This window comes from Halalkalicoccus tibetensis (assembly GCF_037996645.1).
Taxonomy (GTDB): domain Archaea; phylum Halobacteriota; class Halobacteria; order Halobacteriales; family Halalkalicoccaceae; genus Halalkalicoccus; species Halalkalicoccus tibetensis.
In genome coordinates this window covers 120,978-140,459 of the sequence record NZ_JBBMXV010000006.1, presented here as the reverse complement: position 1 = coordinate 140,459, position 19,482 = coordinate 120,978, and the positions used below count along the sequence as shown (strand labels likewise).

The 19,482-nt window shown below is 49.2% G+C and carries 18 protein-coding genes; 9 read left to right on the top strand and 9 right to left on the bottom strand.

What is annotated here, in order from left to right; translation table 11 throughout:
• Positions 1–9 precede the first annotated feature (9 nt).
• Positions 10–552 carry a TATA-box-binding protein gene (locus WOA58_RS17125; RefSeq protein WP_340605505.1) on the bottom strand — a complete coding sequence of 181 codons (543 nt, stop codon included), beginning with the start codon at positions 550–552 and terminating at the stop codon, positions 10–12.
• 371 nt (positions 553–923) lie between these two features.
• Between WOA58_RS17125 and WOA58_RS17120 the strand changes: the two genes are divergently transcribed.
• The 5 genes from WOA58_RS17120 to WOA58_RS17100 all read left to right on the top strand — a co-directional run bounded on the left by WOA58_RS17120 (position 924) and on the right by WOA58_RS17100 (position 9,481).
• Positions 924–2,501, top strand: coding sequence for a type I restriction-modification system subunit M (locus WOA58_RS17120; RefSeq protein WP_340605504.1), 1,578 nt, complete (start codon positions 924–926; stop codon positions 2,499–2,501).
• Complete coding sequence (locus WOA58_RS17115) at positions 2,498–3,760, top strand: restriction endonuclease subunit S (protein WP_340605503.1); 1,263 nt, start codon at positions 2,498–2,500, stop codon at positions 3,758–3,760. The genes WOA58_RS17120 and WOA58_RS17115 overlap by 4 nt, the downstream gene beginning before the upstream one ends.
• A gap of 19 nt (positions 3,761–3,779) precedes the next feature.
• Positions 3,780–6,764, top strand: a complete 2,985-nt coding sequence (locus WOA58_RS17110; RefSeq protein ID WP_340605502.1) for a type I restriction endonuclease subunit R — start codon at positions 3,780–3,782, stop codon at positions 6,762–6,764.
• Positions 6,765–7,015: 251 nt separating this feature from the next.
• Positions 7,016–8,338 (top strand): amidase family protein, encoded by a 1,323-nt coding sequence (locus WOA58_RS17105; RefSeq protein ID WP_340605501.1) that lies wholly within the window; start codon positions 7,016–7,018, stop codon positions 8,336–8,338.
• Between the two features lie 81 nt (positions 8,339–8,419).
• A complete protein-coding gene (locus WOA58_RS17100; RefSeq protein ID WP_340605500.1) occupies positions 8,420–9,481 on the top strand; it encodes an acetamidase/formamidase family protein in 1,062 nt (353 codons plus the stop codon).
• Between the two features lie 67 nt (positions 9,482–9,548).
• Here WOA58_RS17100 and WOA58_RS17095 read toward each other — a convergent pair whose 3' ends face one another.
• Entirely contained in the window at positions 9,549–10,421 is an 873-nt protein-coding gene (locus tag WOA58_RS17095; protein ID WP_340605499.1) for a hypothetical protein, read from the bottom strand.
• Positions 10,422–10,596: 175 nt separating this feature from the next.
• Between WOA58_RS17095 and WOA58_RS17090 the strand changes: the two genes are divergently transcribed.
• Together WOA58_RS17090 and WOA58_RS17085 are read left to right on the top strand one after the other, a co-directional pair.
• Positions 10,597–11,097 (top strand): hypothetical protein, encoded by a 501-nt coding sequence (locus WOA58_RS17090; RefSeq protein WP_340605498.1) that lies wholly within the window; start codon positions 10,597–10,599, stop codon positions 11,095–11,097.
• A gap of 77 nt (positions 11,098–11,174) precedes the next feature.
• On the top strand, positions 11,175–13,622 hold the full coding sequence (locus WOA58_RS17085) for a protein NO VEIN domain-containing protein (RefSeq protein ID WP_340605497.1): 2,448 nt from the start codon (positions 11,175–11,177) through the stop codon (positions 13,620–13,622).
• A gap of 291 nt (positions 13,623–13,913) precedes the next feature.
• Here WOA58_RS17085 and WOA58_RS17080 read toward each other — a convergent pair whose 3' ends face one another.
• The 4 genes from WOA58_RS17080 to WOA58_RS17065 all read right to left on the bottom strand — a co-directional run bounded on the left by WOA58_RS17080 (position 13,914) and on the right by WOA58_RS17065 (position 17,488).
• A complete protein-coding gene (locus WOA58_RS17080) occupies positions 13,914–14,606 on the bottom strand; it encodes a hypothetical protein (protein ID WP_340605496.1) in 693 nt (230 codons plus the stop codon).
• A 297-nt stretch (positions 14,607–14,903) separates the two neighbouring features.
• On the bottom strand, positions 14,904–15,866 hold the full coding sequence (locus WOA58_RS17075; protein WP_340605495.1) for a DUF4268 domain-containing protein: 963 nt from the start codon (positions 15,864–15,866) through the stop codon (positions 14,904–14,906).
• A gap of 180 nt (positions 15,867–16,046) precedes the next feature.
• Positions 16,047–16,499, bottom strand: a complete 453-nt coding sequence (locus WOA58_RS17070) for a hypothetical protein (RefSeq protein ID WP_340605494.1) — start codon at positions 16,497–16,499, stop codon at positions 16,047–16,049.
• Positions 16,496–17,488 (bottom strand): hypothetical protein, encoded by a 993-nt coding sequence (locus WOA58_RS17065; RefSeq protein ID WP_340605493.1) that lies wholly within the window; start codon positions 17,486–17,488, stop codon positions 16,496–16,498. The genes WOA58_RS17070 and WOA58_RS17065 overlap by 4 nt, the downstream gene beginning before the upstream one ends.
• 491 nt (positions 17,489–17,979) lie before the next feature.
• On the opposite strand from WOA58_RS17065, the gene WOA58_RS17060 reads away from it, so the two are divergent.
• Entirely contained in the window at positions 17,980–18,162 is a 183-nt protein-coding gene (locus WOA58_RS17060) for a hypothetical protein (protein WP_340605492.1), read from the top strand.
• A gap of 90 nt (positions 18,163–18,252) precedes the next feature.
• Here the strand turns inward: WOA58_RS17060 and WOA58_RS17055 are convergent, their stop codons facing one another.
• From WOA58_RS17055 to WOA58_RS17045, 3 genes are all read right to left on the bottom strand, one after another.
• On the bottom strand, positions 18,253–18,486 hold the full coding sequence (locus WOA58_RS17055; protein WP_340605491.1) for a hypothetical protein: 234 nt from the start codon (positions 18,484–18,486) through the stop codon (positions 18,253–18,255).
• 145 nt (positions 18,487–18,631) lie between these two features.
• Positions 18,632–18,766, bottom strand: coding sequence for a hypothetical protein (locus tag WOA58_RS17050; RefSeq protein WP_340605490.1), 135 nt, complete (start codon positions 18,764–18,766; stop codon positions 18,632–18,634).
• Positions 18,763–18,936, bottom strand: coding sequence for a hypothetical protein (locus WOA58_RS17045; RefSeq protein ID WP_340605489.1), 174 nt, complete (start codon positions 18,934–18,936; stop codon positions 18,763–18,765). Before WOA58_RS17045 ends, WOA58_RS17050 begins: the two co-directional genes overlap by 4 nt.
• 338 nt (positions 18,937–19,274) lie before the next feature.
• On the opposite strand from WOA58_RS17045, the gene WOA58_RS19125 reads away from it, so the two are divergent.
• The gene (locus tag WOA58_RS19125) at positions 19,275–19,478 is read left to right on the top strand and encodes an HVO_0649 family zinc finger protein (RefSeq protein WP_390220975.1); all 204 of its coding nucleotides are present in this window, start codon (positions 19,275–19,277) and stop codon (positions 19,476–19,478) included.
• The last annotated feature ends 4 nt before the right edge of the window (positions 19,479–19,482 follow it).

The window sequence follows — 19,482 nt, the reverse complement described above, 5'->3', positions numbered from 1 at the left end:
TTAGATGACCTACGGAAATAGATCCACTATACGTTTTTGAAATGTATTAAATGCTTCTTCCGTATCTTGGATACTTGTGGCCCCTGTTATAATGACCTTTCCTGAACCGAATACAAGTAATACACAGTCGTGCTCAGCCGGTCGATATACTAACCCTGGGAATTGCTCTGGTTCGTATTCTGTAACTTCTAAACCCAACCCGATTGCAAGAGCAGACAGATTGAGATTCTCACCAACCTCGGACATACACACATAGTTCTGCAATTGGAACCAGTCATCCTCAGCTGACGGCAGAATCTTGCGACCACTAAGGATGTTCAGGAATTCCTCACGGACGGTGCGAGCCTCCTTCTCTGAACTCGCGCCAGTAATGATGTATTTACCAGTACGATAGAGAGTGATTAGTGGAGCGGAGTCCCCGAACCGAAAATACGCCCCAGGGTATTTGTCCGGATCATAGTCCACGATGCTGTCTAAGTCGCCAGCAATAGCTTCAAGGTCCAGTTCTACACCCAGAGATCCCGAAGCGACAACATTGACGACCTCTACCATCTTACAGTCTCTCTGTCTCAGATTGTATTAATACCCTCAGTTAAATCTTGTAATGGCCCCCACGAGTTTCCAAGAAGAGAACGAGAACTTATATTCGCCAGCCACAGATGACGTGTTAGTAGCAGCCTGAACATTGAATGATAATACCAGTACGATGTAAAGTAGATCGCTTGGACGAAAAATGGCTTGGAGACTCTTGTGTCCAAGTTAGAGGGCCATCTCGGTGAGTTCGTAGACACGAATTTTCAGGGTCCTACGATGAGACCAGCCTATACCATCTATCAAACAGGCATATTCCAAATTTGTAGCGCGGAGTTAAAAGGTTGCTAATAGACCACAACTCTTATCAGAGTCTGATTGACATTCTACCTATGGCTATTGCGGAAAATTCTAATGGGGAACTTGAAAAGAAACTCTGGCAAACCGCCGAAAAGCTTCGAGGACCAGTCGATCCCTCCGAATACAAGGACTTCGCACTCGGCCTACTGTTCCTCAAGAGTATGTCCGACTCCTTCGAAGCCCGCAGACAGGAACTTGAAGAGAAGACACACGACGAGGATTCCCACTACTACACTGAAGACGAGAAAGAACGCAAATACATACTAACGGACGAGGACGAATACAAACGAGAAAACGTATTCTATCTACCAGAGGGAACCCGCTGGCAATACTTCGTCGATAACGCCACAGACCCACAGATCGGGAAAAAGATTGATGACGCAATGCGGTCAATTGAAGACGAAAATCCGCGTCTCAAAGGAATTTTACCGAAAGGCTACTCCCGTTCTTCGCTTTCCAGCAACTCTTCTAATGCACTAGAAGGTCTGATCAATCTCTTCGCAGACGTCAATATGGAAGCAGAGAATGGCGATCAAGACGAGGACATCTTCGGTCGCATCTACGAATATTTCATCAAGCAGTTCGCGATGGAAGGCGGCCAAAAAGGGGGAGAATTCTACACACCGAAAAGCGTCGTTGAGCTAATGGTCGAAATCTTAGAACCGTATGAGGGCCGGATATTCGACCCTTTCAGCGGTTCCGGAGGAATGTTCGTCCAGAGTCAGAAATTCATCGAGAGCCACGGCGGCGATACTGACAAAATCTCCATTTATGGCCAAGAAGTGAAGGAAAGCACTCTCCAGATCTCCAAGATGAACCTTTATCTTCGAGGCCTAGATGGGAATATCAAACAGGGAGACAGCATTCTCAACGACCAGCACAAAGGTCTCGAAGCGGACTACGTCATCACAAATCCTCCATTCAATATGAGCGAGTGGGGTAGAGATTCAGTCGCAGATGATGATCCTCGCTTTAAATATGGAATGCCGCCATCCAATAACGCCAACTATGCTTTCATCCAGCATATGATACACCATCTCAACAACACCGGGATGGCAGCTACAGTCATGGCAAACGGAGCTATGTCCGCCCAGAACAGCGAAGGAAAGATTCGAGAAGGGATTATTGAAGACGATCTGCTTGATGCCGTAATTGCTCTCCCGAAAGAATTATTCTATACAACCAGCATTCCTGCATGTATCTTTATTCTCAGTAAGGGGAAAGAAAACGACCAACATCGGGATCGAGGAAAAAAGGTTCTTTTTATTGACGCGACAAATCTCTATGAAACCGTAGGTAGAACCCAGAATAAGCTTAGTGACGACCATATCCAAAAAATTTCCAAAGCTGTAAAATCCTACCACGGGAAGGATGGGGTTGACGAATATGAAGATGTGGCTGGTTTTTGTAAAGTGGTAGATATTGACGAGATCTCCACTAACCGATACATTGTCACTCCTGGGAGGTATGTAGGGACGAAATCTGAGGATAATAGTGAAGAGTTCGAAAAGCAAATGGAAACATTATCTGCTGAATTACGCAAAAAATTTGCTGATTCTAGCAGATTACAAGAAAAAATTGATGACACACTACGAGAGGTGGGATTTTGAATTCAGAATCTCAGGCTTTAGATGAAGCGGATGAAGATTCAACTCTTCATTTAGAGCTAAGAAAAGTAGCTACTCATATCGTTGACTCTGAACACAAGTCTGCCCCTGAAAGTGAGGAAGGTTACCCGCTTATCAAAACTTCAGATTTGGAGGATGGGCGTATTGATTTTCAGAATATAGCACGTGTTGAAGAGGATATTTACCAAGATTGGACCAATAGGCTAACGCCAAAACCTGGCGACATTATTCTTACAAGAGAAGCTCCAGTCGGACGCGTCGGATTGGTACCAAACGGAAAGAAAGTATGTTTAGGACAACGGACTGTTCTAATAAGAGCTGATTCTAAAGAGGTCGACGAACAATATCTTCGATATCTATTATTGAGCGATAATATACAAAATAGGCTTCATTCTTTAAGCACTGGATCTACGGTTGACCATCTTAATCTGGAAGATCTCCGATCTTTTAAACTACCTGAGTTACCGAGCTTGGAGACTCAGAAAAAGATCGGAGATTCGTTAAAAGATTTTGATGAAAAAATACAGATAAACAGGAAAATAAATAAAATTTCACAGAATATTATCCAGACGAGATTCAATCACAACTTTGATAAGTTCAATCCAAATACGGGTCAGGATGATATTGATGAATCACAACTTCCAAAAGAATGGGAGTCTGGGAAATTAGGAGATTTCATGAATAAAATTATTGAAAGAGTAGACCCAACTGAAAAACCTGAATTGATGCCTTATTTAAGCCTCAAACATATGTCGAAAGGTTCAATTAGCCTAGATGAATGGGGATATGCTAAAGAAAGTAAAAGCACTAAATATGAATTCAAGGAAGGTCAAATTCTCTTTGGTCGCCTAAGACCCTACTTCTGCAAAGTCGGTGTTGCACCAACCGATGGAGTATGTTCTACTGACATACAAGTCATTGAACCTGGGGAGGGCGAATTTTGGCGAGAATTCCTACTTTGCCAGCTAACAAACTCGCAGTTTATTGATTATTGTGATAGAGTGTCAACAGGAACCCGTATGCCCAGAGTAGGATGGGATGATATGTGCGATTACACGATTCCAGTACCGCCGATAAATAAAGTTCAGGAATTCAGCGAGGAGATTCGCCCATACATAGATTTAATAATAAACAACATTTATGAGTCTAATAGACTACAGAAATCTCGGAACCTACTCTTGGAAGAATTTATGTCTAGAAATACTAATATAAGTAATTTCAAGATGGAGGATCGAAATTGAGGTAATATAATATATGTCTATGAATGAGATGGAGTTGGCGGAGAAACCGGCCCTACAGGTTTTCCAAGACATCGGATATGACTACAAGCCTGGTTCTGAGCTTGGGCCGAATAGTGACGACCCAGAGCGCGCCTCACTTTCTGATGTGGTGCTGCGTGGCCGTCTTGAACAGAAGCTCTGCGAGTTCAACCCATCTCTGCCAGATGAAGCTATTGAGGATGCGATTTCTCAGCTTCTCGGTTTCAATTCACCTGTTCTACTCAAGAATAATAAGAATTTCCACGAGAAGCTGGTTAGCGGCATCCAAGTTGAGTATGAGGTAGATGGGGAACCTAGAGGGAACTTCGTCGACGTCTTCAACTTTGATGAGCCGGAGACGAATGATTTTCTCGTCTCTAATCAGGTCATCATTCAAATTGCGGAGGGTCCACAGCGGAAGCCCGACGTCATCATGTTCGTCAACGGTCTTCCTATCGGCGTCTTGGAGATGAAGGACCCGACGAATCCTCAGGCGTCAATGAGTAATGCGTATAAGCAGGTCACAGATCGTTACGTGAACGATATTCCGGACTTGTTCCACTACAACGAGCTTATCGGCATCATGGACATGAACAATGCCCAGCTCGGATGTCTCAGTGCAGGTTGGGAGTGGTTCTCACCTTGGCGGTACATCGACGAGGAGAAAGACGCTACCAACGAGCTACCACCTTCAGAGGTATTGATCCGTGGCGCTTTCGATAAAGAAAGACTGTTAGATCTTATTCAGAATTTCATACTATACGCTGATGAAGACGGAAAGCTCGGGAAGAAGCTTGCAGCCTACCACCAGTTCTACGCGGTAAACAACGCTGTTGAGAGCAGTAGAGAAGTCGTCCCAAATCCGGATGAAGATCGTATAGGGCTTGTCTGGCATACTCAGGGGTCCGGGAAATCGCTATCGATGGTTTTCTACGCTAAGAAGATTCGCCAGGAACACTCGATGAAGAACCCGACGCTTGTCTTTTTAACTGACCGGAACGATCTTGACGACCAACTATACAGGGAGTTCAAAAGCCACGGTTTAGAGGCAGAGTGGGCAGACAGCGACAACCGGATTGAACTTCGGGACAGGCTGGATCGAGAAGCTGGCGGTATTATCTTTGCGACGATCCAAAAATTCCAGACTACGGATGATGAAATTCAATATCCGGAGGTCAACGACCGCAAGAATGTGATTGTAGTGGCTGACGAGGCTCACCGCACACAGTACAAGAGCTTAGCTACAAACGTCCGTGATGGTCTACCGAACGCTTCTCACCTCGGATTTACTGCTACCCCGATAGAAAAGGAGGACCGATCCACTACGAACACGTTCGGCGGCTACATCAGTCAGTACACGATTAAGGAATCTGAGAAGGATGAGTCCACTGTTCCAATTTACTACGAGAGTCGATTGGCTAAGCTCCAGATCAATAATCCAGAGATTGAGAACCGGTTTAACGAGTTGATGGAGTCGAAGTCAGATAACTTAAAGGAAGAGATGAAGCGGAAGTGGACTCAGCTTCGCCGCGTTATCGAAAATAGTGAAGAACGAACCGAGATGATTGCTGATGATGTCGTTGAGCACTTCAGCAATCGAGAAATAGAAGGTAAGGGAATGGTGGTCGCAATTAGCCGCCAAGCCGCAGTAAACCTGAGCCAGAAAATCAGGAGTAACCCAAATGCTCCTGAGACACGCGTGGTGATCTCTGGCGCGGAGGATTTCATTGATGACCCCATCTCAAACGAGGTGTTGAAACGCCGTTTCAAAGACGAAGACGATCTATTCAAAATCGCTGTCGTCTGCGATAAGTGGTTAACTGGCTTTGATGCACCCCATTTGCATACACTCTATCTAGATAAGCCGATGAAGAATCATAATTTACTTCAGGCAATCGGCAGGGTTAATCGTGTTTACAAAGACAAGCCAGGTGGACTGATTGTAGACTATATCGGTATCAGTAAGCGGCTGAAGCAGGCCTTGGATAAGTACACTTCAGATATTCGAAGTGATGCGATGCTAGATATTGAGAAGGCTGTGAAAGTGATGAAGGAGAAGCATCAGAAGGTAGCTAATTTCTTTGGAGCAGTGGATTATGATGACTGGCCACAGCTTGACCGATTAGAGCGAAAGCGGTTGCTCTACAAGGCGCAAAATGAGGTATTGGTTACTGAGGAACGCGAGGATCAATTCCGGGATTCAATGAAGGAGTTGAAGAAAGCTCATGCGCTGGTCACGCCACATTCTGCGGCAAGCGATATTCGTGCGGATGTCGCCTTCTTTGAAGCAGTTCTCGGGGCGATAAACAGTATTGAGGAATCTGGGAATCCGGATGAGTTGGAGGACGTGGATTCTGCGATGAAGGAGTTAGTAGCTGAGGGTGTTGGCATCGAAGATATGATAGAGGTGACCGGTTTCGACAAGTGGGAGAAAGAGAAGCCGGTGCTCAGTGATGAGTTCCTCCAGGACGTGGAGAAAGTCGAGTTTGAGAATCTGCAGGTGAAGATGCTTCGACAGTTGCTTGAGAACGAGATTAACACTAGGAAGAAGGGTAACTTGGCGAAGTACGAGTCGTTCGAGGAAGGGCTTCAGAAGACGATCAATGATTATAACGAGGGTTTCCTTTCTACTCAACAGATGATAGACGAGCTAAGGGATTATGCTGAACAGATTCAAGAAACGGATGATCGGCAAGATGAACTCGATTTGAGCGATGAGGAACTCGCGTTCTACGATGCTATTTCGTCTAATACCGACACGGAAATCGACGAAGAGACGTTGAAAGCTATCGCTCGGGAGCTCAAGCAGAATCTGAAAGACAGTGTCGAGCTTGATTGGACGAGTCGGGAGAAAATTAGGGCCGAAATCAAGACGGAGGTAAAGGGTGTACTGAGAAGTAATGGTCTAAGTCTCTACAAGCATGAGGAACTAGTTGATCCAATCGTGGCGCAGGCCGAAGCTTTCTATGGCGGGGCTGCCGCGTGAATATCCATCTCTAAACTATGAGGATTTCTTCTCTTTTCCAAGCTAGGTATTCTACTCTCCACAAGGCTCATCTAATTGTCTTAACCAAATCACGATTTATACTATTCAGGGCTTTGTCTCTGTATACCCTGGCCACCACCATACTGTACTTCGGCCACCCACTTTTTTCGAGCGAAGTAAATTCTGCTCCTCAAGAGATTTGAGTCGATTTAGAGCGGGTTGAAGCGTATAGCGATGAGCTGAACGCGATCGTGACCGTTAATTCGAATGCGCTTGACCGCGCCGATGAACTAGATGAAGAACTCAAAGACGGCAAGCTCGCCGGTCCCCTGCACGGTATTCCTACGATTCTGAAGGATAATCAAAATACCAAGGACATGCCGACAACGGGCGGCGCCGTGACGCTCGAAGAGTCAATGGCACCCGAGGATGCGTTCGTTGTCAAGCAAATGCGCGACGCCGGAGCAATCATTCTCGCGAAGGCAAATCTGCATGAACTCGCCGGTGGCGGGACCAGTGTTAGTTCATTAGGTGGCCAAGCACGGAATCCATACGACTTGGACCGCACACCTGGTGGATCAAGCGGTGGAACCGGTGCGGCACTGGCAACAAATATGGCGCCGATCGGATTCGGGACCGATACCGTGAGCTCGGTCCGGTCACCTGCCTCAGCCTGCAATCTAGTCGGATTGCGGCCAAGTATAGGACTGGTGAGCCGGGAAGGAACAATTCTAGTAGCGCTCACCCAGGACATGGTTGGACCGATCACTCAATCGGTTACTGATGCTGCAAGAATGCTCGACGTTATCGCTGGGTATGATCCAGAAGATCCGTCAACTGCGAAGGGAGTCGAACATATTCCCGATAGCTATATGGATTATCTCAATCCGAATGGCTTGGACGGTGCCCGGATCGGTATTCTTCGAACCGTCTTCAGCAGTGGTCCTGAATCCGAGCCGGTTGTTAAAGTCGCTGAGGAGGCTGTTGCCGATCTCAAAGCGTTAGGCGCGAAGATGATCGAAGTTGATGCAGAGATCGATGTAGATGAACTGATCGACTCGTTCCATGTGGGGAGCTTCGAGCAACAAGAGCAGTTCAACGAGTATCTCGATAGTCTTGGATCAGGAGCCCCAATCGAAACGTTCGAAGACTTCGTTGAGGCTGGCGAATATCACGAATCGCTTGAGTCCGGGTTACAGGCGGCGCTGGAAATTGAGTCACCGACGGACAAACCAGAGTACTTCGAACGGCTCTACCGCCGTGCCCAATTCGTAGAACGGTTGTATGATATCATGGCCGCAGATGAGCTTGACGTGTTTTTCTTCCCGCATCAGAAGCAGCTTGTTGCCGAGATCGGCGACGATCAGCTGGGGCGGAATGGCTTTCTCAGTTCCGGAACAGGGTTTTCCTCAATTACGGTTCCGGGCGGATTTTCAGAAGGAGGCGTGCCTGTTGGTATGGAATTCCTCTGTCGGCCGTTCGATGAACCGACGCTGTTTGAGGTTGCGTATGCCTACGAACAGGGAACGCAGCATCGCCAGCCGCCAGAGGAATTTGGTCCACTAATGGAATAAGCTCCCAGAAGAGTAGCACAATTCGGCAGCCATCTCTAGTGCATCTCGGCTACAGTCATTAAACCGGACGGGCGAAGTTCAATGGCTTTTCCTCGTCATCCTTTCATACCACACAATTATTTACACAGGAGCCGAGCGTTCTTCTACAGAAGTATGAAAACCATCACACGAGAAGAATCGGGTGTCTTCGAGTTCGGTCGAGACATGGAACCGGTCATCACTGTTGATCCAGGGGAGAGTTTCAAGATCGAGACATGGGACCCATTCAAGGGACAGCTTTTCGACCACGGACTCGGCGACTTTACTACCGAAGACATTCCGGTCATGAATTCGCCTCCACCGGGATTCGACGCTAACCCCGTCAGCGGACCCGTGTACGTCAACGGTGTCGAAAACGGTGATACAATTGCAGTCCATGTCGAAGAGATCCGACCACAACGAGGGTTCACGACGACACTCGAGAATTTGGGGAATCTGCCCGGGAAAGAAGGATGGGACGATTGTAAGGTAAATCGCGCTCATGAGATCGAACTTGAACCGGGACCAAGCGGAACGACTGCTGATGGCACTGCTCGGTTCGAGATTAATAACCACGACTGGGAGTGGGAACTCAATCCTCATAGCGGAACAATAGTGACAGCGCCCGGACGTACCGTCCAAGAACCTCTCACGACACAGGGCCCCTGGGGAGGGAATATGGATGTTCGCGATCTTTCTCAAGGAAGTACGGTCTATCTCAACTCGTACAATGACGGGGGCTTACTCTTCGCTGGTGATGTACATGCTTCGCAAAGTGATTCCGAATATACCGGCATTGCTGTTGAAACCTGGTCAGAGATCGTACTGAGCGTTGAAGTAGTCGATGAGGAAGTACCCGGAATTTTCCGAATTGAAGACGATGATCATATCATCCACGTCGATTCTTCCCAGAACGCTGGTAATCCCTGGGCTGCTCTCGATAACTGCTTTATCGCGATGATGAACGAGCTGGTAACTAATCACGGATTCAGCGAACGTGAGGCCTATATTCAGATGAGTGTCAACCCCGGTATTACAGCTCGAACCTACCAATTTATTCGCCCCAAATTTTTCACTGTTGGAGTAAAGCTCAATAAAGAAATGCTTGAGCAATTCTCAGAGTAATCGGCCCCAACCCACTTCGGAACGTATTCTAGCTCGATGCAATCATTGAGTAACCACGACAGTACCCTTACAACCCAAGCTCTTCCCGAACATCGGCCTCAGTAAGAACCCCACTCTCAACAAAGAAGTCTTGCAACCCAACGCCCTGATATCCACCGGGTCCAAGTCGAAATTCCGGATCCCGAAGCGAGTTCTCAAGCAGTTCAATAACAGCCATCGCCTCAAGCAGTCGGACCTCACGAATCGGCATCCGGATCTTCAGCCCACGAATTGCTTCACGAGCCTCATCAACGAACGATCCCGAAATAACGGCGAAATAGATGTTGTCGAAGCCTCGCCGTTGGAGCTCCCCAATATGCTGATTGATGTAGTCTTCAAACTGCCGTTCGTCCCCTGTCCGTAATCGATAGGGCTCAGGACTCGATTTAGCATCGTAGATAACCGCATAACTGCTGTCGTTCCCTCGGTAAGTGAAGATTCCATCTGGGTTGCGCCCACTCCCTTGCCCTAAATCTTCGACCTTGTAGCCAAGAATGCGGAAACACACTGCAAGCCGATTCTCGAATAGTGACTCAACGGTCTTCCCGTTTTGCTCTGCCAGAGCTATCATCTGGTCTGTCCGTCTCGCCAAGTCGGGGAGGATCGAGACGATCGGCGGGATGTAACTACTCGGCAGTGTCTCGGCTGGTTCGGCTACAGCTACCGTCTCAGGCTCTGGTTGACTAGCTGGCTCCGACTCCGTAGTCGCCTCTACCTCCGCCTCTTCGCGGTGTTGCCAGTAGTAAAAAGCATGCTCAATATCCCAGAGGTGGATATCCTCGCCGGTATACTCAGTAAGGATATCCCGCATTCGTTCGTTCAGCGCGCGAAACTGAAGGTACGTCTCTGCAAGATCGTCTGCTGGCTCCCAGATCGCTAAGTCCGACAGTGCTCGCCGCATCGAGGTATAGTAGACTGGATGCGTATCCGGACTCTGTAGCTGCCAAAAGTACGAAGGAAGTCCGGAATTGAAACGAGCTGCGACGCTTTTTAAAGGCAATTTAGGTCCGCTCTCAGTTCCTCCAAAGTGTTACGTATAGGAAATGATTATATGACCTGAATATGAGTGTCTATTCATGCCTGGCGAATTAATGGATCGGGGTCAGTTCCTATCTCTTCAGCTAATTGGAATAGAATACATCGACATGACACTGAACATGTATAATCAAGATATGACTTACAGTGGGTTACTGATAGGGGTTGTAGTCGAAAACCACAGTGATGAAACGTGTGAATGGGATCAGAGCGCTTTAGAATTCATCGACACGAATGGCTTCACTTATCGACAAAGAGATACAATGAAAGAGAGTTGGTTAGATGAAGTGATTCCTGGTGGATGGCATGCCGATCTACGCGAACTAAAACCAAATAGAAAATATCGGTTGCTCACGTTCGTAGCAGACTTTCATAGCGAGCTGGGGGTAATCTCATTCGAAGAAGAAGCGCGTTATCTCCTTCAAACAATGGACTGGGACAATGAACAAGTAGAAAGGATAGAGATCGATGTCTCCCATTTATCTGAAAATAATATAGGGAGTCTTCCTGAAATAGTCGATGCCTTTGCCAAACACTCTTAGGCCATCTATCTATGATATCGGGCAAAAATCACATCAGTCGGTTGAATAACAGGCAAGAAAGTAGCGACGAGAGCCTCATGGCAGCTCTTGCGGGGGCAATCAATCGGCTGGAAAAAGCATTCCCCGAACAATGGCACTTCCTGATGGAATTTATCCAAAACGCCGACGACAGCCAAAGCAATTCCTTCTCCCTGCGGCTTACCGAAGATGCAGTTACTATACTCAATGATGGGCGAGAATTTGACTATGACGACGTCGAAAGTGTCTGTAACGTCGGGCAGTCCTCAAAAGCGAACCCTGACAAAGGTGAGGACTACATCGGCTACCTTGGTGTCGGCTTCAAATCCGTCTTTTTAATTTCGGATAATCCACGGATATACTCGGGTGAGTATCAGTTCGAATTCGACAAACACAGCTGGTCTGACCCCACTCAGAGCCCGTGGCAAATCATCCCCATCTGGATACACGATGATGCCCAGACGTTTCCGGATGAGTACAACACGAAATTCGAGATTCCATTTTCCGATGATATCAGTCAGGAGACGTTCGACAAGCTCACGAGCGAATTGGACGTAGGCCAGATATCCGATCGGACCATCTTATTCCTGAAGAATTTAGAGGAGATCGAGATCATCGATGAAGTCAACGGCGTCGAAAAGACCATCTCGAAATCGATAGTCACTACCCGGGATGAATACGACATCGTCGAGGTCACCACCGAGAGAAACGACGAGACTGAGACGACGCGCTGGTTACGATTTACCGACACTGTCGAGGTACCAGGGCGAGTCAAAGAGGACCGCATGACCAAGCAGTGGGAGAGGCATACAATTAACCACCGTGAGATCATCGTTGCTTTCGAACTCAATACAGATAACGTTCTGCAAAAACAGGAAGGGACGGCGCATATCGGGGTATTTAGCTTCCTGCCGCTAAAAGAGGTTCCCAGCGGTCTCAATTTCTTAGTCCAAGCAGATTTCCTAACGGCACCTGGGCGAGAGACAATTCACCGAGATGCTCTGTGGAATCGGTGGTTAGCACAGGAGATATTTGAGCTGATTATAGGCCAAGCAATCCCGGCGTTCAAGCAGGATTCGGATTGGCGCAAGAACTTCACTACCGTCCTCTACCCGCAGAAAGGCGGGCATTCTCTTTTCGACGACGAGATTCATAGGCCATTACAGGACCACCTCAAGGACGCACCGGTACTCCTGACGGTCAATGATGAGTTCGGCCGACCCTGCCGCTGCGTGAACATTGACTCCTCAATCGGCGAGTTAATCTCAGACAACGAGTTTGACAAGCTGTATCCGAACAAGTCGCGACTCCATCCCGATTGCGAGGTTGCTGCTGCGTTAGAACAGGAGATGACTTCCGGACCGACTTACTCTCCGAACAGGGGCTTATCCGATAGCATGAACCGGCTTTTCGAATTAAAGGCACAGGAGGGGGATACCGACTTTTTCTCGCAGCTGTACCGGGAGATAGGCGAGTGGACTGAAAATACTCTGTTGGGCACCAAGCTCAGAAGAGAAGAGATTACTCTCACGGAGGCAGATGAGCTCGAAATACCCCGAAATGTGCGTGTGCTGGATGACGACCTTGAGCTATCGAGCGATATACGAGACGATATCACGATTCTACACCCGAGAATAGCGGATGAAACAGCGATAGAGACGCTAGAACTACTCGGCGCCAAAACTTTCGATCAGGCGGATATCGACAAAAGGTTGCGTGGGAAGGATACGATCAAGTCGCTTGAGCAAGGGGGTGGAGGTGGTGTTTCCGAACAGGCGAAAACAACTGATTCATCCTCTGGGGAGGAGCCAATCGAATTCGAGCCCGAATGGTCGGATCTATCCGAGGAACGGAAGATAGAGCAAACGATAGAAATTTTAGACCTGTTTCACGAGGGAGTGGTTACTGTACCCGACCTCGGCGATATCAAAGTAAAGAGCAAAGACGGAGAATGGGTATCACCAGAGGATATCCTATATCCAGCGGAGTACTACCCTAACCACCGAATCGAAGCACTTCATACGGCGGGCCTGATTCCTACCAGAACCTTGTTTCTCTCAACCGAATATCTCGAAGAGAGAGCCGATGTGCACCAATGGAAGCAGTTCTTTGATGCTATCGGTGTTGAAAGCAACCTCAACGAGATCTCGATCGTCGAGCAGGTGGCTATAGAGTCCGCTCTGTTAGTTGAAGCGGAGGAAGGGAGAGATGCTAAGGCTCTCTCCCGACACGAAGAAATCGAAGGATACGATATCCAATCCGAGTCAAGAGTTATTGAGGTCAAAGGAAGTAAAAAAGAATCGCCAAGTGTCAATCTGACTCAGAAGCAATTCGGACGATTGAAGGATAATAGTGATAACTACTATTTATATATAGTTAGGGATGCTCTACAGAACCCATCAGTTTCTATTATCAAAGGCAAAAATATACTAAATGTTAAACTATCTGTCAAGATAGACTACTCCGAATTGCAGAACCTCACTGACTCAGAACACAGCGTACTATAGGGATGCAAACGGTCTCAAGAAGCCCAAACCACTCTACAACCAGCGCAATTATCAGGGTCTTTGTGTTCTTCAACCGGAAGCTGCCTGATCGCGATCTAGAAGAATTCGCGAGAGCGGTTATAGCAGTGATCGAATAGTACGACACGAGGGAATTCAAAAATGAGTTCGTAGGCATCAGTAAGTGGTACGATTGGTTCTATCATAGTCGATAGAGGTCAATAATCGGCTCGATGGCTGACGGAGCTGTTAAAAAGAAATCTGTAGATATGTACCGCTCGTATCCTCAGATCATTATGCTTGTCCCTGTGCTTCAACTCTCACAGCTTGCTCGGAGAGAGTCCAACGATGAGCTCGGTTTCTCCATCCCATCTGGTCATAGTTCTTTTGACGTGAGAATTCGTCACTATCCTTTATCGCTGCAACTACCGCGTCAAACTGAGTCATTCGATCAAAGGTAGCGTCCAGATCTTCATTTGTCTCGTCAATAGCGGTCAACTCCGACTCAACGGACTCAGGTGGGATATCAAGTGTATCAGCAACGAACTCACGGAGAGTAACTGACGAATCTCCCTCAATGGTACCACCATCAGCGGTAGCACTAACTCGAGGAGGACGGTTCTGCTCTCGAATATCCGCGAGGAGTCGTGAGACCTCTTCGTTCAGCAGTACTTGGATCTCGTTCTGACTCGACTGCACTCCGAAGAAGGATTTACCGGTCCGTTCGTGAAGAACAAATGCCTGTGCTCCCGGGAGAGTCATTTTCTCGATAACGCCGATCTCGAGTAGGTTGTCGAGAATCGTCTTGAGAGTATGATCGAGACGGTCACCAATCTCTTCTTTGAGTTCTCGCCGTCGTATCTGCCGCTCATTTGGGGCGGTATACGCGCGTTCGTATAGCCAGCTTGCCGTTGTAACCTGATCGTCAACGCTAGTTTGCCGCTCGTTTTCGACTCGAATCCAGTGTTCTATACTGGGATATTGCATGTAGTCTGTCGTTGGGGGTCTGCAAATGATGCTCCCGACGGTAGAAAACCTTAATTTGATCCGGTGTGGAGGGTCGGATGCAATCCTACCGTAACAGAGGTCCATTGGTCGGGGACGGCCCGCCACCCGTGCCAGCGGGATTCGGGCCTCTGGTGCACTAACCTGCTTATGAGTGTTAGGTTACCTATCGTCTTGTGAGTGGCTAGCAGGTAACGGTATATAAGATAAGTGTACGGTAAAGTAAGGTTTTAGCGGCAAAGCGTGCACCTATCGTCAATAGGATCTTATTGTATCTTTTCAAACGGTCTGAATCCGACCAGCGAATACCTCATGGAATTGTTCTCCTCGCTTCAGCATCCATTGGTGGTACTGATCCCAGTCGCCCTTTTCCGTTAGATGACCCTCTCGACGAAGCGTAATCTTGCTCCGGTTACTCTCTCCCTGAGCCTCCTCTGGCGGGTGCCAGATGAACGACTCACCCATCTCCTCCTCGATCTGCTCTTTCTGTTGCTCCAAGGACTGGAAAGCCTCCGAGTCGTCCTTGATAATGAGCTGAGCGTACAGCCTATTCTCCACCGTGTTGACCGTGAACTGGAGTTTGTAGCCCGATTTCCCGATCGGATTGTTGTACCAGTGCTGTGGCTTCGGCTTTCGCGCTCGTAACGGGGTATCCTTGCTGTCGATCAGATCGCGGAACTGCGTCCAGTACTCCTCCTGGAGTTTCTTTGTCTCCGTCAACTCGCCCTCAGACCGCTTGGCTTTCTCCTTCCACTCGCTGGGGTCTTCGACTGGATTGAATCGGACTGCTGGAGGTGATTCGCCGATCCGCCATACTTCGAGCCGAATGGCGAACAAGTCGACGCCCTCCCGGCTGTTTTTGTTCAACCATTGGATAGCGTCTCGGTGCTCGTCGTTGAACGTCGGCGAGATCCAAACGATAATGTCCGCATCGACACCGGCCGCGTAAGCAATAGACTTCCCCAAGTGGTCGTGATCGGAAGAACTCAGTTGGTTCTCGATGACGACCTGGCGACTGTCGTCGACGACTTCGGCTACGATATCGACATTGTATTTTCCGACACTCTTCTCTATCTCGGTCACCTCCAAATCCAGTCCGAGGATATCCTCGAGATGAGAGACCTCTTCAGATTCGATTGAGTTCGCCAACCATGGCGTGAAATCGTGAGCCTCGTGAGTCCAATATTCGCGCACGTCCTGTGGTTCCAGTTCATGGAATTCCTCGGGTGACCCTTGTCTCATGGCCTCTACTGGCCAATGTAGTTACAAAAGCCTTCAGGGTAGTCTTAATGTAGCTTCAACTGTGGCTTGGAAGGGCCGAACTCGGCTGATTTACCTGTTTGTATTAGATGGTTCATAGGGGGCGTGTAAAATAATAGAGCGCATATCAGAGTACTATTTCCGAATTTTTGAATAACAATTCTATCGGCAAACGGGGCACACGCCGGTTCGGCCTTCCTCGACAGCATATCGAAAGCCGCACTCATCGCACTCAATGGTGTCCATCTCGATCGAGAGGTGCGGGGATTCTGCACCGACTGTCCCGAGATCGACATCATCGAAGTTGTGGGTGAATTCGATAAAGTCGCCCTTCACCTCGGGGACCTCTCCGAGCGTGCTTTCGATGACCTCCTCCATGATTCGCCGTCCCTGTTCTTGGGTCACTCCATATACATATTCGATTTGTTCCTCGGTAAAGTAGGCATCAAGCTCTGCGATTAGTTCACAGTATGGACACCGGAGGTTCGTGTAACCCTGATCCAAGTAGGTCTCTTCTTCGATCTCGAATTTTCTCGCGCATCGTGGGCATTGACGGCCGATCATTCCGCCCTCGTCGGCCGGGATAGGGATGTTGAATTCCTCGTGGTGTTTCATTCCACAACCTCACCTCGCCCCCATGCTTGGTCAAAATCTGCCATGGTATTTTCCAAGTTCACGGGGCGGACCTCACTGATCGTGTGATGGCCGCTACCGGAGTCGGCGAAGGTGTGATCCCAGACATATCCATCCTCCCGATCTCGGATCATGTACCGGCCATGGAACGGCCATTCGTTGTACTCAAGAAATCGTAGTTCCGTTTCCCCGGGCCGACCCCTCGCGAATGTACGGTATGCCTCCCTGTGTTCGTCATTCAGCTGTCGATCCGAACCGATCACCCGGACGTCAACCGTGCCCGGGACGGCTTCGAGCATTTCGTAGAGGCCTGCTTTGGCATACGAGTCGATGATAATCACTTCATCCCGGGCGAGTTCCACGAAATCCCGGAACACGCTGTTCGCCTTCTCGAAATCGCCCTGGGCGATTGTATGCTGGGTCCATCTTGCACCAGTATGGGTCCGTGGGATCTGCGTGTTGTCGTTCCGATGCTCTTCGTACCGGTTCCGCCCCCTCGCAGTGATTTGGACGGATAACATCCTACCTGGCCCTGTCTCTACCAATCTTTTCTCCTCCAAGTACCAGATGTTCTGTTTCAACGTCTCGTCGTCAATCTCGATCTCTTCCTGGAGGATGTCCATACCCACGTGGTTGTGGGCTGCACCTCCCTTTTGGCGATCGATCTCATACAGTACGCGCAGAATCGCGTATCGGTGGTCATCTACCAGGATCGTCTCGTATCCGTCTTGGGTGAGCTTCTCGATACCAGTGATCGAGATGTTCACGTACTGGTGCCGCGCCGATAAGGATTCAGTGTTGATATAGCCGTTGTCGTTGAGCCGGGTCAGATGGTATTTATACCCGTTCTCGAAGATGTCCTCCAGTTCTTTACCCACTTCACCAGTGTTCGTCTGGCCGCGGGGGTTTTCCACCCACTGTTGGTAGAGGAATTTTAGAATCTCCCGCTGAATTTTCTGATCGTCCAGCATCTATTACCGCCATGTCCGTCACGATTACACATAATACTTACACCGGTAGTGATGTGCTCCCGCTTATAGCCACCTCAAGTTCGTCCCAAACGTGTTCCCTCGTTTTTGAACGAGCGCGAATTTCGTGTCGATATCGAGCGGGGCACAATAGCATGCACGTGCCCATTCTGGCCAATATCTTCCACGATTTCAACTGGCTCAAAGCTGGTCCACAGCCGATCGAGAGTACGTTGTCGTCCAGTTGAAAATGTGCAACGTCAGTGCTAAAACTACGCCGTTGCACAAGGCACCACTAAAAAGAACAACGGAGTTAACTCACGTCACCTCGTAACACGGTCGTCGACGGAGTACCTGCCATCGACAGAGATTGCTGTCGGCCCGCGCCCAGTGGGCCGCTTTCGACGCGTATTCCCACTCAATTACCGCCCACGTTCGACTACCACCCCAGACTCTCCGAGAGTGTATACCAGAAGACGGACCCACTCCAGCGTATGCCCGCCGGAACTCCCGACGAATGGCTGTTCGAAGACTGGCAACTCATCGCCCGCGCACTCACCGACGCAACACACGAGAACTGCCGGTGCTACAAGTGCGATACCATCGATGCCTTGCTCGACGACATTGCTCACTATTGGGACCTCGACGAACGCGAACTGGCCCAATTACTGCACTGACAGCGAACCCCGAGAAGCGGTCGTAGGTATCTCCCCAATCAGGTCCGTCTCTTCCCAGCGATAGACTGATACGCCACATCGAACCACCCCCTAGTAGTGGAAGACATCCCCCAGCCAGCACCGGACCCCTACACCCTCGGCGATGAGGTCCAAATCTATCTGGATCCAACTGATCCGGATGCCCATACCCACGGCACGGTCTGTGAAGTCGTCGACGTACTGGCCGACGATCTCGACGTCCAAACGGATCGGCCGACAGATGCCTACTCTTACAGACTCGAAGAACTCGAGACCGGCGAGACACTCCCACTCGCTTTTCGTCACCAGGACCTCGTACCCGCCGAAAATACCCAGTAGACGACGCTCCTAGCCGACTGCAAACCATCATACTCCAAGCCTGCCTTGTGCAACACGCTCCAATAGTCAGCCAATTCGTTGCACAAGGCACGAAGCTCGATCACCGAGAAGACTACTCCTCGCCGTCGACCTCAAGCACCGCCAACTGCACCTTCCTGTTCGCGTACTCACTGCCAAGCGTCACCCGGCCGCGACTATCAGCTTGCTTCTCGAGGATCTGGTCTTTCGACTCGACGTAGACCTTCATACCTCGCTCTCCTGGCCTTCGAGCTCGCCGCCGGCCATATCGGTCGTTGCAGGATCATAGCCGATATCGCCCACCCAGGCTTCGTAGGCGTCTCCAACCGTCTCAACGGCCGCCTGATCGTCAGGATCGGCCGCCACCGACTCTTCGCGAGCGACCTGAGTCGGACTCATCGATTGGCTATCCCCGAGTGCGTTTCGTGCCCACGTCGCGGCAGCGTCATCCGTTGTTTCGAGGTGAGCGATCACGGCCTGATCGAACGCTGAGGCCTGCGAAGAGTCCATCATTGGTCTGTCTCTATCCACACTATTGTGGGTAAGTAACTTATATCTTACCCACTAAATCTGTGTTCCCCCATAGGTGAGAAAAGATACTTATTCGAATCAATAAACCGGACTCCTTTCCCGAACTCGCCACCGCAAAAAGCAGGTTGTAAGAAACTCATTCCACTCATAGACGTAATGCGGAAATATTCCCCGGTACTTTTGGTGTCCGAGTGCGATGTGCTAGTATGTCACATAGGCTATCAGGGAGGAGTCCCTTCGAACGGGTACACGACCGGTACGAGAATTCGGAGAAAAAATGCCCGGAGTGTGGTCATATCGACGAAGACGCCGAATGGAACTCAGAAACGAACGGACGTACCGTCGTGTATACGTATCGATGCTCGAGTTGTGAGGCGACCCGTCGTCATATGTTCAACCTCGAGAGATAGGAGC

Coding starts and splice junctions, on each gene's coding strand:
- WOA58_RS17095 (WP_340605499.1), bottom strand. CDS start 10,421: ATGCGGCGAGCACTGTCGGACTTAGCGATCTGGGAGCCAGCAGACGAT.
- WOA58_RS17060 (WP_340605492.1), top strand. CDS start 17,980: ATGCCCGCCGGAACTCCCGACGAATGGCTGTTCGAAGACTGGCAACTC.
- WOA58_RS17070 (WP_340605494.1), bottom strand. CDS start 16,499: ATGAAACACCACGAGGAATTCAACATCCCTATCCCGGCCGACGAGGGC.
- WOA58_RS17100 (WP_340605500.1), top strand. CDS start 8,420: ATGGCTTTTCCTCGTCATCCTTTCATACCACACAATTATTTACACAGG.
- WOA58_RS17110 (WP_340605502.1), top strand. CDS start 3,780: ATGAATGAGATGGAGTTGGCGGAGAAACCGGCCCTACAGGTTTTCCAA.
- WOA58_RS17075 (WP_340605495.1), bottom strand. CDS start 15,866: ATGAGACAAGGGTCACCCGAGGAATTCCATGAACTGGAACCACAGGAC.
- WOA58_RS17045 (WP_340605489.1), bottom strand. CDS start 18,936: ATGAGTCCGACTCAGGTCGCTCGCGAAGAGTCGGTGGCGGCCGATCCT.
- WOA58_RS17050 (WP_340605490.1), bottom strand. CDS start 18,766: ATGAAGGTCTACGTCGAGTCGAAAGACCAGATCCTCGAGAAGCAAGCT.
- WOA58_RS17080 (WP_340605496.1), bottom strand. CDS start 14,606: ATGCAATATCCCAGTATAGAACACTGGATTCGAGTCGAAAACGAGCGG.
- WOA58_RS17125 (WP_340605505.1), bottom strand. CDS start 552: ATGGTAGAGGTCGTCAATGTTGTCGCTTCGGGATCTCTGGGTGTAGAA.
- WOA58_RS19125 (WP_390220975.1), top strand. CDS start 19,275: ATGTCACATAGGCTATCAGGGAGGAGTCCCTTCGAACGGGTACACGAC.
- WOA58_RS17120 (WP_340605504.1), top strand. CDS start 924: ATGGCTATTGCGGAAAATTCTAATGGGGAACTTGAAAAGAAACTCTGG.
- WOA58_RS17085 (WP_340605497.1), top strand. CDS start 11,175: ATGGCAGCTCTTGCGGGGGCAATCAATCGGCTGGAAAAAGCATTCCCC.
- WOA58_RS17065 (WP_340605493.1), bottom strand. CDS start 17,488: ATGCTGGACGATCAGAAAATTCAGCGGGAGATTCTAAAATTCCTCTAC.
- WOA58_RS17090 (WP_340605498.1), top strand. CDS start 10,597: ATGCCTGGCGAATTAATGGATCGGGGTCAGTTCCTATCTCTTCAGCTA.